Genomic DNA, 12,883 nt, shown 5'->3' with positions numbered 1-12,883 from the left:
CTGTCATCGCTGCAAACTATTTTGCTTCGTGGCCGAGTGGTGTATTGAAACGATAAAGGCATATTTAGAAACCTTCTGTCGTAGACAGGGTGGTTGCGACTAGGAAATTATCGCATAACCTGCGACCAGACTTGGAAGGCAATACCTGTCACCACCACAGCAGGCTTAGTTCAGCTCTTGGTTCGGACAAGGGTCTCCTTTTTCTCGTAGTTCACGATGTTCTTGGAGCGCTTGGACTGTCCGGCATCGCGGTTGATGATCTGTCCTTGTTCAGTTAAATCTTTGACCGCTAGCTGAAGCTCCGATGGGAAGCAATTACTTTTGCAAATCAGGTCTGCAAAAACCGCTTCGGTGACCATTAGCGGCTTGTCGCCGATTCGATCAAGCCAGAGTTTTTTTAGAAGGTCCTGGCGAACGTTGCCGTTGTCTCCGCGAGTATCTACCTGATTGGCGTCGATTCCGAACAGATCGGGGGTGGCGTTATCGCGATTCTTTTTCTCAAATTTTGCCGCTGCACGCACAACTGCTTGGACGCCGGACAGCTTCTCAGACTGGGTCATAAATTCAACGATACCCTTCGGATGCCTGGTGAGATAAATCAGGTGATACTTCGTGCGGTCTGCAGTCGGATCGAGAATTGTGACGTAGCCTGAAAGGGCCTTGGCGGTCCCGACGCTCGCCCGAGAAACGAGAGCGGTTCGGTATTGCTCAAGAAGGAATGATTCACGATCGGCGGGATTGGTGGGTAGCTTATCTGGATCGAAATGGCCGCCAAACAGCGCTGTAATACCTTCACGCTGTGCTTCCATAGAGGCGAAGCGATTGACGAAGCCGTACATGAAATTGATCAGGAATTCGCTGCGTGGACGAGCCAGTAAGGGCTGCAAGATTTCCGGTCTGACCGCTACCCAGCCTTTAGGATCCACGAAGAAAAAGGCGAAGCTTTTGGGTGGGCAATGAGACAGAATGTCTGGTACACACTGCCTGAAATCTCCATGCAGGGCAGTGGTTTCCACGTTGGTCGGCGAGTGACTGGAGAGATAGCGACTTAACCGACCGAAGGCGCCATTATCCATTTCCATGTAGATCGCCCGGAACCGCACAGGCTTACCTTTTTCGGCCAACGCATATTGAACTTTGGACAGCACGTCCATCGATATGGCAATAGAGGTCGATTTCAGATCGTCACTATCGTCTTGCCAAGGACCTGCGAAGCAGTCAACGAAAATTATCTCTTCGTGCCCAAGTAAGCTTGCGTTCCAGCCCACGATGTAGAGCAACCGTTCAAGATACCCGTCCAGAAGCAGGTGTTTGATGTACGCTTGCTCTCGGCCGACGTATGCCTGAGGGATGATTTCGTGAGGGTCAAACTTCATCAATGGTATCCCAGGAAGATCGATTTTTGGCGGTTGGGAATCAGTATGTCGCTCCCTCGGATCGAAGTACCTTTTGTGCGCAACCCTCCACCCTCAATGATGGCCTGCAGTTCCTTTGTCGCAACGCCTTCGTGGAGTGATTCCTTTATGATCTTCTCGGTCGCGTTGGTTTGATTGGCGATCTGGTAGATCAAATCGTTGAACATCAAGCCATCAGGATTGTCGTAGATCATGCGGGGCAGTTGATCTTTCAGCGTGGCTACGCTGCGTTTGTGAAGGGTTTCGTCAAATGCGCTGGCGCCTTGAAAATCCATTTCTGATTGTGAGGTCACGTCGATATCCCTGTTGGCTTCATAACCAATCTGGAAAAAGCCGGCTTCCAGGCTATGGCCAAAGCTGTTGCCGTGATCCCAGTGTACGCTTTTCATCACGTCATTCGCGCGATAGGCATTCGACAAATGCACCAGCCAATAGGACCACGGCCGATTACCTTGTGGTGTGACGAAGAAAAGCGTCATGAAGCGGGCGCCGCTGGCTTTCCAGATTCCGTGCGATATCTGACGCTGGATTATTTGCCGCCAATGTGATCCGGCTTTCAAGCGGGCTATGTCCTTCCAGTTGATGTACTCTTCCAGCCCGATTCTGCGTGTTATTGAGTGGAACTGCTCGCTGTCTGTCAGGAAGGTGAGGAGCGAATCGACATTGAAGGTCAGAATGACCTCGGCACCTTGAAGGTTCTGGAAGATATTATTGACCGTGGACATGACGATATCGTCATATGCGTACTGGTCGAGCAGGAAAATCGCGCGTTGTCCCGCTTTACGCGCCGCTGCGGCCGCAACAATGTCGGCGCAGACCGATTCGAACTTGTGGTTGTAGAGGGCTATATCCTTGCCAATACGTTCGCCGTATCCTTCACCCTTGAGTGTGTACTTTAGATATTCGAACGAGCTTGGGTTGAGCTCGACGAAATGATACTGGGCGTCGACCTGGCGCGGCGTTTGAGTGCGGCTGGCATTGAGATATGCCTCAGCCTCCCTTGCCGTTTGCAACATGATCAGCGGCGATCCTGGCGCTGTGCCGCCGCCGTCAGCGTAAAGGCCGCCGCCGGCGAATCCATCGACCAGTGTTAGCCGTAGCCGCGGCATCTTCGCATTTGCCATCAGCACGCCAATGTACTTGTAGAGATAGTCCCTAACTAGCTGATGTTTAACTTTTGAGTGTGGATCAAGCGGCGGTGGTGCGTCTCCGATTATCCATTGCCATTTATCGCCAGTTTTTGCCAATTATTCTTCCCGTTATCGTAGCAGGCTCCCGCTAATAACAGGAACCTGGTCCCACGTCGTTCCACCTAATTCACGACCACCTTTGGCTTTCCCCACTTTGACCAGTCGAATAATGGCGCCGTCACGACCAACGACGTCGATTCGTTGCGCCCGGGCGGAAATACCTTCTGCAATCAACTCCTCTGGTGCCCAATGGCCCCACTGCTTGAAGTGGAAGGGCACGTTCGCTTCGTTGCACTGGTCACGCAAGTCCTCCGGCCAAGCCGGATTCATCGAGCGAGATTCTGGACCGCTTTCGCCACCAGCGATGACCCAGTTGATGCCGGGTACCGCCGATCCTGGCGCTTGTAACCACGGTCGCAAATTCAGGGGACCCAAAAGTGGCTCTGCCGAAACGAAGCGTACCACTACATTGTGTTGAAGCAAATGGTCTACTCTTTTTTCTAACCAATTTTGATTTTCAGTGCTGGTACCTAGCCAAATATTTTCGGGCCACTTACCGGACCAAGGTGCGAGTTTTCTAACGTGACGAATTCGCTTAGTCAGAAGTAGCCAATCGAGGTTGGGTGTCGCTTCGATCAGCGCCCAAAGACGTTCACGCGCTTCGTTAAGGTCACGGCGATCTTCAAATACGTCGGCCATAGACGCGCAGAACACGCGTCGTCGTTCTCCAGCTGCGGCGGCATCCCTGTCCCATTTCAAAGGCTCGCGCCAGTGTGCGTCGGTGAAGAAGCGCCGTGGCGCGTCCTTTCCCCAGAGATCGTTCATCCCTACCCGTTTTGCCCACGTCTCTGCGTAGCAATGTTTGCAGGCAGGGGAGATGCGCAGACATCCCCACCAAGGATTAAAGGTGTGATGGGTCCACTCAATCTTGCTATTGACGCCCATGTCGATCTCCCAAAATAGTAAGACCACTGTATTTTAATACAGTGGTAAAAATGTCACTAAGTTTGACAAGCTTGTTAATCAAGCCTCACCTCATTCTTGCCTAGTGCTTTCATGCATTGCATGAAAAAAGCAAATGTAAATCGCCCGCGGGTGATTTTTGTGGCGACGCCCTTGTAGGTGTCCTCGACGCCAATTTGCGCTAGGCGTGTGACGAGCTCGCCGTATCCCACGCCTGATAGCCGCAGTTCGGCCTTCAACTTGTTGGCGGCCTTTTCAGACCAATCGTCCGAGTACACGTGGGTTGCCAGATTTGAAATGAAGTTCGCATTATTCCTCATATATAAGGAAATAGCAATTTATATGAGTAAAAATCTTCATATATGAGGAATTTCATTCTCGGCTAACCGTCGCGGCGTTATGGAGACCGCATGTTCAGCCTTGCACCGGCTCGTCATTGGGACCACCCATGCTGATCTTGCTAGAGCATGGTGATGCTCGTGATAGAAGGTTCCTGCGGCAGTTGCGCATGTGCGAGAATTCTTGGTATTTAGTCTATCTTCTGAACGGCCGCCGACATGACTCATGAATCCACTTCGGGCGCAGATGCCCCAGGCAGCGGCGCTCACAACCAGCCAGGCTCCGGCGCGTATTCGATTTTGGGATACGAATACCAGATCGATGTCTCGGTATGGTTGGCCTTGGACCTTGTGCTGGAGAGCAAACTGGCGCAAGAGCTCATTCTGGAGCCAGCGTCACAAGAGGACCTGGAGGCTGATTTGACAGATGCTGAGCCAGCACGTGTAACCAGTGATTTGCCTCTGGCGTCATATCGGATGATCGTTCAGGTAAAGCTGCGCTCTGGAGATGCCTGGACTATGCCGGGAATACAAAGCTTGCTTCAACACGGCACCGTTCGTAAATCTGCATTTCAACGTCTCGAAGAAGATCCTCGTGCGCGATACCTTCTCGTTACTAATGCCGCGCTCAACGGTCGAACGCGTGATCTCGGTGTTCGCCGTCCGGGTAATTGGCCCAAGGCTGAGAAAACTGCTGATTTGAAGAGCCTGCCTCCCGATTATGCCGGGCGTGTCGCCATCATTGGTAACCAAGACGAGGAACGTCTCGGGCTCGACATAGAGCAAAAGTTGCTGGAGAGTTTTCGTATTCCGCGCCCAAATCTGCGCGACTGTCGGCTTGCCTTGCGCGAGGAGGCTCGCGCTCGGATCGTTGGAGCCGGCGCAGGTCGATGGATCAGGGAGGAGCTTGAACAATTGATCAAAAGTCATGGTGGCTACATTGCCAGTTCGCCTGAACTCAGGCACTACGTTCATCCCACCAACTGGCCAGAGTTGATTGGCGCGATGTCGACACAGTATGCTGTTTTCATTGTGGGGCAGTCTGGCACTGGTAAGACAATCTCGACGCATAAGTTATATGAAGAGCTTCGCGCGACCAATCCCGGTTTAACGAGGGTTCCCATCACGCTCGGTCCCGAACAACTCGAAAACGATAATACGCTGCCGCCGGTTCTTTACGACATCGTCGACCCTTGGGGGAAGTACAATTTTGATCCAAGGCGCCGTCCGTGGAACAGTCAACTTTCGCAGGCTTTTTCACGTGCGAGCCATGATCGGATGATCGTGGCCACATCGCGACGCGACGTGGCCCAGGCTGCCGGCGCTTTGAATACTGTGCAGTCGTGGGTTATCAATCTGGAGGCTGAGCACTACGGCAAGTCGGAACGGATATCACTGTATCGGTCCTTGATCGATGATTTGCCCTGGGCACTTCAAGGCGTGGCCACGTCAAACCTATCAAAGGTCCTTGAGCAACTAGGAACGCCACTTGAAATCCAGAAGTTTTTTGATGCGCTCCCCACTATTGACATAGATCATCGGCACAACCCAAAGGCGTTGATTAATGAGGCTGTACGCAAGGCTCATCATGAGTCAATCGAGAGAACAGTTATAGATCAGATCGAAGAGCGCGAAGACCTGGTAGCAGCGACCGTGATCTGGGCTCTGCTAAAACTGAACGATAAAATATCGATCGATTTGCTGCGCCAGTTAGAAGAGGAATTTTTCGATCTTGACCCACGATACGAAAAAGGATTTCAACCGCTGCTGAATTTTTTTGTGGCGGCACGTAACCTTCGTCAGATTGACTCAACAGTGAGTTATTTTCATCCGCGTGTGGAGTCGGGGATCGAGCAAGCGCTGGGCCGCGATCGTCTTGGCGTACAACGTACTCTACGATTGCTCATTGATAGACTGGTGCTACTCGACGGTGCCAGTGAACACTGGGGAGTACGTTCGGCAGCGCATCTACTTTTTGCTGCGGATCGCACACCTGATATCAAACCCAGAATATCTAATGAGAGCCGGGCTGCGATTGATAACTGGCTAGTGGAGGCGCTGTCGGAAGGCGGAAAAGACTTCGGGAATTTCTTGGCAGTGGCAGCTTCTGCTGGCTCACCGCGTAGCGATGTTGCTGAAGTTGCGCGATTCCTGCTACATAGACCAGATCAAAGTTTCGGATACATGGATATGTGGTTCTTGCCGGTGCATGACGAGCAGTGGTATGCGCGAATGCGAGCCAGCCCCATCGCCAAAGTCGTGTTAGAGAAATTTATCCAATGTGTGCTACCCAATAGTCGAGACTACTATACGGATGACTTTGTTCCTGCAGTCGAGCGCATGGCTTCCGGATTGACACCTGCATTCCTTTTGGCAGCAGAAGATGCTGTGCACAATGGTGTAATCAGGACGAATGAAGTCATTGCGGCGGGTGCGCTGAAGGATGTTGAGGGGTTCGAGCGGATTATCGATATCGCCGTCAGGATCACGACTCCGACCGAGGACGAGCTAGCTGGTTATGCAAAGATAAACCTCGCGATTATCAACGGCGAGTACAGCGAAGAATATGCGCAGTACTTGAGTGAAAGCGAAGATGGTTGGACTGCAAGCCAGTTTATTGACTCCTATGTAGTGCACGTTAGATCCGAATTCGGCTGGGAGCGGATTGCGGCACACAAGCACAGATCTTTCATGCTGTCTGCATGGTTGCGTGCAATGATGAACGCTCAGTCTGTATCTGAAGCAGAGGTTGCAGGCGCGTTCGACGCCGCCTATAACACTAAAGAAGAAGACAGCGTTTGGCATATCCTGGAAAGTAAGTGGGATGCGATTTACGAACCCAAGCTTTTCGAGCGAGTTACTGAAGGACACAGGTCTACTTTCGTTCGTCTGAGCGCATTGAGCTGCATTGTTAAACATGCTCCCGAAAGTTTGATGAAAGCTGTCCAGGGACTTTTTCAACATGGGCGATACATTAGGTTGGTTGAGCTCGCGGTAGATTTGGGAGGCTCACACCCAACATCAAGTATCTCGCCCATCGTGGAAGAAGGACACCTTGAGGTATTGGGTATGCTCGCCAATGCCCCTGCAGTTTTTCGAGAAATTTATGGCGCCGCCGCATCATTAGTCAACGCGTCCATGCCTGAAATGTCAGTGGAGACTATCGAATTCCTGATCAATATCAGCGACGCATGCGAGTCCGTTCGTTTGTTCCGGTTGAAATTGGATGAACATCTTCCTGCCTTTGTCCCAGAGGATGTGCGATGGCTTCTTTCCAATGCGGATGAGCGTGACGATGCTGTTATCGCAGTGAAGGCCGCTATTCGGCACCAAATGAATGAGGACATTGAATTGGCGCTGTCGCATCGCTTCTCGAAGGTCGCTTCACTGGCGCTCCGTGCGTTCGCCTCTCCTATGGAGGCGCCGTTGCCTTCATCTGTGCTCGACATGGTGCAAGTAAAGGGCAACCCAGTACGTAGCGCGCTTGTTGAACTCCTGGACAAAAAGCCCCATCGAAATCATTTAGAAACTCTTCTGCGTCTCGCTCGCGACAAGTGGTCCACAAGCTATGCGCAGCATGGTCAAGCTGAAAATTATCCGGTCGCCAGAGCCGCAGTCGTTGGAATATCTAAGCTCTGCAACATCGAAGACGCTGCGGCGGAGCAGCTTTATCAGTTGGCTGTAGACACGGCAGATATGACACTGCGGTTCGACATTTTTTCGTTACTGGCTTCCGCGGCAAAGCCGGCCTATCAGCTTAAACTGTTTGAGCTCGCGACAAGCCCGGGCCAATCACATGTTCGAAGACTGGCTGCTCATGCTTTGTTAGCGGCACATGAAAAAGTGGCGTCTGAAATTCTTGAAAAGGTCACGCCGCAGTTTCTTACGATGTCTGATCCTGATATCGCATCAAGGCTGCTTGTGCTTCTTTGCCTCGCTGGGTCAGGCGAAATGATTCTTGCGGCCGCGAGCGCGCTTGCAGCCCACCGTAAGCGTCGTGTGCTGCTATTGCTGGCAATTCGCTTCGCCGGCGGTAGATTCCCATTGGTAGTGGAGCAAATCGTCGGCATGCTACCTCAAGGGCATCCTGCAGTGGACTGGGCAGCAGGCGGCACTCCGGCTTCAGTATCCGAGCAACTCTTAGACGGGCTGGGCGACGTGATAAACGTTGGGCAAGTAATGGATCTGATGAATCAGAGCTCACCCCAGTGAGTTACTGCGCCTTCGATGTGACTCAATAGCAAAGCAATCGCTGCGTGTATCGTACTGTTTGCCAAAGTGTTTGGGGAAACGCTCCCACAGAGCGCGCACGTGCGACTGGTTCAGTCGAGTTGGATGCAAGTAGTGCGGGCGACGCTGCGCGGGATGACTCATTCAAAAGAGCTTGGAGAGTGGAATTGAAGACATGTGACAAGAGTCGAAAGCTTGTTCCTGCAAGGTGTTAAAAACAGGAATTCGAGGTTCGCCAAAAGTGAAATTTGTGGCTCTCACAGCGGTTTTCTTGAGGAGCGACAATTGTGCGCGATTCCGTTAGACTTGACCTAAATGTCCGTGGATGGGTATAATCCCGCTTCCTTCCAACGTATTTTGGGAGTGTATTCTTAGAATGTAGTCGAATAGGATTCGATCTGCGCTCGTAAGAAGCTTGTACATACGCCAAAGTGTCACCAGGAGTTTGATTGGGGTTTACCTGGATGAACGACGTTGTACAGGTCATAAACCCGGAGTAATATAAGGTTGTGCCTGGAAATAACAACTACACTCTGTAGTCTGTTACTTTCCTATTACTCTTACTCCAAAATACATGCAAGCAGCCATCACTTTGATCACCCAACTGGTGGTCGATCTTCTTCAAGAATCCCAGCCAGAACTTTCTGCTCGCCTCAAACAGCGCCTCAATAGTGTGCTGCAAAAGCGCGGTTTTGATCGCTTTGACGAGAAGGCGTTTGGCAGTAAGCGGTTTACGGATTTCCTCAAAAAACATCTTGGAGAGAGCCTGACGCTAACTCCGCCTGCTGGGCCGGGAGATGTCTTGGTGAGTTTGAAGGACCTGGCTGTCGATGCTACCATCGCCGTTGGGTTACAGCAGTCTGAGCCTGTAATCGCACCTGAAAAGATCGTGGTTCGCCCAGATGTCTGGCAGGCGTTTATAAATCAAGATAGAGAGCGCCGGCGCTATTTCTCTAGAGTCGATCATAAGGTTCTTCATTACCGCAACGGTACCCCTGCAGACGTTAAAGCTGCAATCGAGTCTGCGCCGGCAAATTACATCGAAATCGTTCCGATCGCGGAAGCCACACAGGTGGAGTGGTTGCGTGCATTCCTATCGAAAAATCCGCCAAACAGTCGCATCGCGATGGTAATTCAGCATCTGCTGGAAGAAGACACCGGTGGTGTGATGTTTGACTCTATCGCCAAGATCTTGGGCGCCAAAGATGGCGAGATCTGGAGAGCTCAACGGGTGAACCGTATTTATGAACACATCGTTAACTGGTGTGGTGAGCATGGGATCGACTCGACCGCAATTTCGCACCCTTCCAAACAGCATTCTGTCATGGAGCCAACCTCGATAAAGCCGCCTGGTGATTTGCCTGCGCCAGTGCGAAAGCAAGCGTTAGCGATTTTGGAGTCGATGAGTGACGATGACATCGCACAGATAGTGCTGCCAATATTGGTGTCGACAGTCCTGGTAAAAGCTCGCCTCTGAGCATATGCCATGGATTCTCTGTTTGTCATTGGCCTACCTAAGGGTATGGAGACGAGATTGGTCTCGGCTGCGTTGACTAATAATGTCGCCGTTGAATATATTCTTTCCGCCGTTAATGATGCCGGGAAGCTGAGGTTGATCCCTACTGAGCACACGGCAATTTTTCCATTCCAAGCGTACACTCAAGGTAAGGAGCCAAGGGATCTTAAGGTCTTGGTCTTACCTTACGCTCCGATTCCGCAGAACCTGGAAGATGAGCTCGATGCCTTCGAGGCCGTTGAAGGCTTAGTCGAAAGACCTGAGCGCGGTAAAGAGGGGTGGCCTCGCTCGGGAGATAAGGTTGACGATGGTTTTCTTAACAGCCTCTTCAAGAGCTTTCAGGAGAAATATTTTCCGCAAAAGCCGCTCACTCCATCGGAGCATTTTAGTGCGCTTGCAGCGAGCAATAATCGGTTTCTTGTCACTGATGGCGCACTGGAAACGTGTGATGACATTCCAAAGCATAGGCGCGTTTTTCTAATTAATTGCGCTGATTCGTGTCACGAGCTTTTGGATGGCGAAGTAGGCGTTCCCCTTGAACAGTTTTTCAAAGGGCGTGGCATCACTCACGCTCAGAATGGCCGAGAAAAGGGAACACTAACGATTTGGCAGGACGGTACAAAGGTCTACGGCGAAACACGTGAAACCCATCTGAAGCAAGGTGACAATACGAACGCACGGAATGCCACTCGTGTTTACTATCACTACTTGGCAATTGGCGAGGAGCATTACGTGGGCATCCTTCATGCTGGCCCCCATCCGACAGGGGATATGTCTAGAACCCATGTGCTTTCATAGGACTGTAGCTGTGAGCTAGATCTGCACTCTTCTATTGTGTGTAGTTTTAAAATTATTGCAACGAAGGCGCTTAGATGCACCATTTCACCATTGAATGGTGTATCTAAGCGACATTGTGATAGCATGAGCACTACCTGTCTTAGGACTATTAACCATGCGACACGACCAAACCTTTAATTCTATTAATGTCCAGAATGCTGCGCAGCGTCTTGGCGAGCGTATTCGTACGGCAAGAAAAGCGCAGAGGCGCTCGTTGGTCGATCTTGAAAGCGCGTGTCGCGTCCACCGGCAAACACTCGCACGTCTCGAACGCGGAGATCCTGGTGTTTCCCTTGGCGTCTTTTTGAGTGTGCTTGAGGCGCTGAGGGAGTTGTCCAGTGTCGAGCTGCTCGTCAGCCAGCCAGATAGGCCAGCGCACTTGCGCTCGGGAATGGATGTGCCTCTTGAGCGAGATTTTTAATGGCTATCGAGTCCTGCATCATCTTCGACTGTTCCGATCCCGAAGCTCCGGTTCCGATCGGACGTTTCGGACTCGATGCGCATGGCAACGGGCGCTTTGGATATGGATTACGATATTTGCGAACTTCGCGAGCGTTTTCGCTTGATCCAATCCATGTGCCCTTGCAAGCGCCTGAAATTGCGATCCCGCGCAGAGGTGATGGAACATATGGCGTTTTTTCAGATGCCGGCCCTAACGCCTGGGGGGCACAGCTCACTCTCAAGCTGCTGCGCGAATCAAACCGCTTAGCACCACAAAACGCCGTTGAATGGTTCTTAAGTTCGCTCCATCATGGTTCGGGCTGTCTCGGCTTCTCGACTGATCTGCGCACTCCGCCTCAACTCAAGAATGACATTCAATCTTCGCGTGCTCTGTCAGCCAGAGTCTTGCAAGAAATGGAGGCATACACCGCCGACCCTGCTGTACGAATCGATGCAGAAACGGCACATCTACTTTTTCCTGGCAGTGGCTTGGGCGGTGTCCGCCCTAAAACGGTGGTTATACATGACGGTACAGAACATATTGCGAAGTTCAGCCGGCAGGATGATCTTTTCGACGTGCCGGCCGCGGAATACGCCACGCTGAGACTGGCGACTAAAGCATGTATCAATGTGCCCAGTTTCGAGCTCATCAAGATTGGAGACCGCTCTGTTCTGCTCGTTGACCGATTTGATCGATTGGAGAACAATCGCATTCACTACGCAAGCGCGCAGAGCTTCCTTGATCCGAAGCCGCTCAGTCCCGATGGTCGCGATTACGTGACCAGCTTCTCATACGCGGGAATCGCCGAAGTACTGCGGCCATACGGGACGGATGCGCGTGCGGATGCGCATGAACTGTACCGGCGAATGGTGCTCAACATCATGGTGGGCAATGTTGACGATCACCTGCGCAATCACGCTTTCCTGATGCTCGAACCCGGCCAGTATCGCCTTTCCCCAGCCTTCGATATCGTCCCGCATATTGAAGCCGCCGGCCGGCCGCAGAGTATTGGCATCGGTGAATTCGGGCCGGCGAGCACAGTTGCAAACGCACTCTCGCAATGCGGCCGCTTTTTACTGACGCAGTCCGAAGCACGTGAAATCATCAGTGAGGTGAAGGACATCGCCTCCACCTGGCGGGATGAATTTCGGGATGCAGGTATTGCACCGCGCGATATCCATACGCTCGCGGGATGCTTCAGTGTTGCTGACGAGGCTGATCGGCAACAGATACAGGTCAATACCGTGCTTGGTCATGATCGACATGAAGATTTAAATGAGCCACCGTAAGATTTCGCCAAACGTCGGAAGGCTTGATAAGGCTCCGGGCCAATCAACTTCAACATTAGTGGTCTGTCAGCCGATGTCAGATCAAGTTCGAGCTACTATAGGTCATAGCTGACGAACAGCCATGCGAATGAAGTCTGCCAACAATACTTGGGCGACCCAATCTTTTCCGTTCCAATCGCCATGCAACTCGACGCTCCCGTCTAAATAGTTCAGCCGCCCAGATAGTTGCGCCATGCCAAACGAGATCTTCTTAGCATGAATCAGCTTATTGCATGCATCCCGAAATTGTAGATTTTTCTGCTCCTTCGTTCCTTCCCCCCGTTGGCCACTTCAAATTCCCCCACCCTTGGCCGGGTCAAATTCCCCCAGGCAGGACAGTCGGATTGTAGTTTAATCGACCGCAGCCGGGTCATTTTTTGACTCGCCCTGCTTGACCAAGCCGGTCAGACGGCTGGCGGCCTCCTTCAAGCGGTAGCTCTTCCCCTCGAACTCCAGCAGGTGCGCGCGGTGCATCAGACGGTCCAGGATGGTGGTCGCCATGGTGTTGTCGCCGAGGTACTTCCCCCAGTCCTGCACCACCCGGTTGGAGGTCACCACGATGCTGCGCTTAAGCTTGTAGCGCTGGTGCACCAGCGACTGGAGCAGTTCGCCGCCGGCGTCGCT

At 52.1% G+C, this 12,883-nt stretch carries 10 protein-coding genes; 5 read left to right on the top strand and 5 right to left on the bottom strand.

Annotated features, from left to right (window positions below; genetic code table 11):
• Positions 1-170: 170 nt before the first annotated feature.
• The 4 genes from tcmP to BUA36_RS28935 all read right to left on the bottom strand — a co-directional run bounded on the left by tcmP (position 171) and on the right by BUA36_RS28935 (position 3,846).
• Positions 171-1,376 (bottom strand): three-Cys-motif partner protein TcmP, encoded by a 1,206-nt coding sequence (gene tcmP / locus BUA36_RS28950; RefSeq protein ID WP_072790711.1) that lies wholly within the window; start codon positions 1,374-1,376, stop codon positions 171-173.
• Positions 1,376-2,662 (bottom strand): three-Cys-motif partner protein TcmP, encoded by a 1,287-nt coding sequence (locus tag BUA36_RS28945; protein ID WP_072790708.1) that lies wholly within the window; start codon positions 2,660-2,662, stop codon positions 1,376-1,378. The genes tcmP and BUA36_RS28945 overlap by 1 nt, the downstream gene beginning before the upstream one ends.
• Before the next feature lie 12 nt (positions 2,663-2,674).
• Positions 2,675-3,550: a DUF5131 family protein gene (locus BUA36_RS28940; protein WP_072790703.1), complete on the bottom strand. Its 876-nt coding sequence runs from the start codon at positions 3,548-3,550 to the stop codon at positions 2,675-2,677.
• Between the two features lie 74 nt (positions 3,551-3,624).
• Entirely contained in the window at positions 3,625-3,846 is a 222-nt protein-coding gene (locus tag BUA36_RS28935; protein ID WP_072790793.1) for a DUF6471 domain-containing protein, read from the bottom strand.
• A gap of 279 nt (positions 3,847-4,125) precedes the next feature.
• On the opposite strand from BUA36_RS28935, the gene BUA36_RS28925 reads away from it, so the two are divergent.
• From BUA36_RS28925 to BUA36_RS28905, 5 genes are all read left to right on the top strand, one after another.
• Entirely contained in the window at positions 4,126-8,118 is a 3,993-nt protein-coding gene (locus BUA36_RS28925; RefSeq protein WP_139260730.1) for a hypothetical protein, read from the top strand.
• 592 nt (positions 8,119-8,710) lie between these two features.
• Positions 8,711-9,613 (top strand): hypothetical protein, encoded by a 903-nt coding sequence (locus BUA36_RS28920; RefSeq protein ID WP_072790693.1) that lies wholly within the window; start codon positions 8,711-8,713, stop codon positions 9,611-9,613.
• Positions 9,614-9,622: 9 nt separating this feature from the next.
• Positions 9,623-10,450 carry a hypothetical protein gene (locus tag BUA36_RS28915; RefSeq protein ID WP_072790689.1) on the top strand — a complete coding sequence of 276 codons (828 nt, stop codon included), beginning with the start codon at positions 9,623-9,625 and terminating at the stop codon, positions 10,448-10,450.
• Positions 10,451-10,604: 154 nt separating this feature from the next.
• Positions 10,605-10,910: a helix-turn-helix domain-containing protein gene (locus BUA36_RS28910; protein WP_072790686.1), complete on the top strand. Its 306-nt coding sequence runs from the start codon at positions 10,605-10,607 to the stop codon at positions 10,908-10,910.
• Positions 10,910-12,220 carry a type II toxin-antitoxin system HipA family toxin gene (locus BUA36_RS28905; protein WP_084560402.1) on the top strand — a complete coding sequence of 437 codons (1,311 nt, stop codon included), beginning with the start codon at positions 10,910-10,912 and terminating at the stop codon, positions 12,218-12,220. The genes BUA36_RS28910 and BUA36_RS28905 overlap by 1 nt, the downstream gene beginning before the upstream one ends.
• A gap of 390 nt (positions 12,221-12,610) precedes the next feature.
• Here BUA36_RS28905 and BUA36_RS28900 read toward each other — a convergent pair.
• Positions 12,611-12,883, bottom strand: a 273-nt coding sequence (locus tag BUA36_RS28900; protein WP_167544236.1) for an ATP-binding protein, incomplete at its 5' end; no start/stop codon positions are given.

The sequence above is a fragment of the Duganella sacchari genome (genome assembly GCF_900143065.1).
Taxonomy (GTDB): domain Bacteria; phylum Pseudomonadota; class Gammaproteobacteria; order Burkholderiales; family Burkholderiaceae_D; genus Rugamonas; species Rugamonas sacchari.
Note: the sequence above shows the minus strand (reverse complement) of the source record. Positions and strands in the feature narration are given on the sequence as shown.

Excerpts from the sequence above, each read along its gene's own strand:
- tcmP (WP_072790711.1), bottom strand. The coding sequence starts at position 1,376 with ATGAAGTTTGACCCTCACGAAATCATCCCTCAGGCATACGTCGGCCGA.
- BUA36_RS28940 (WP_072790703.1), bottom strand. The coding sequence starts at position 3,550 with ATGGGCGTCAATAGCAAGATTGAGTGGACCCATCACACCTTTAATCCT.
- BUA36_RS28925 (WP_139260730.1), top strand. The coding sequence starts at position 4,126 with ATGACTCATGAATCCACTTCGGGCGCAGATGCCCCAGGCAGCGGCGCT.
- BUA36_RS28920 (WP_072790693.1), top strand. The coding sequence starts at position 8,711 with ATGCAAGCAGCCATCACTTTGATCACCCAACTGGTGGTCGATCTTCTT.
- BUA36_RS28915 (WP_072790689.1), top strand. The coding sequence starts at position 9,623 with ATGGATTCTCTGTTTGTCATTGGCCTACCTAAGGGTATGGAGACGAGA.
- BUA36_RS28910 (WP_072790686.1), top strand. The coding sequence starts at position 10,605 with ATGCGACACGACCAAACCTTTAATTCTATTAATGTCCAGAATGCTGCG.
- BUA36_RS28905 (WP_084560402.1), top strand. The coding sequence starts at position 10,910 with ATGGCTATCGAGTCCTGCATCATCTTCGACTGTTCCGATCCCGAAGCT.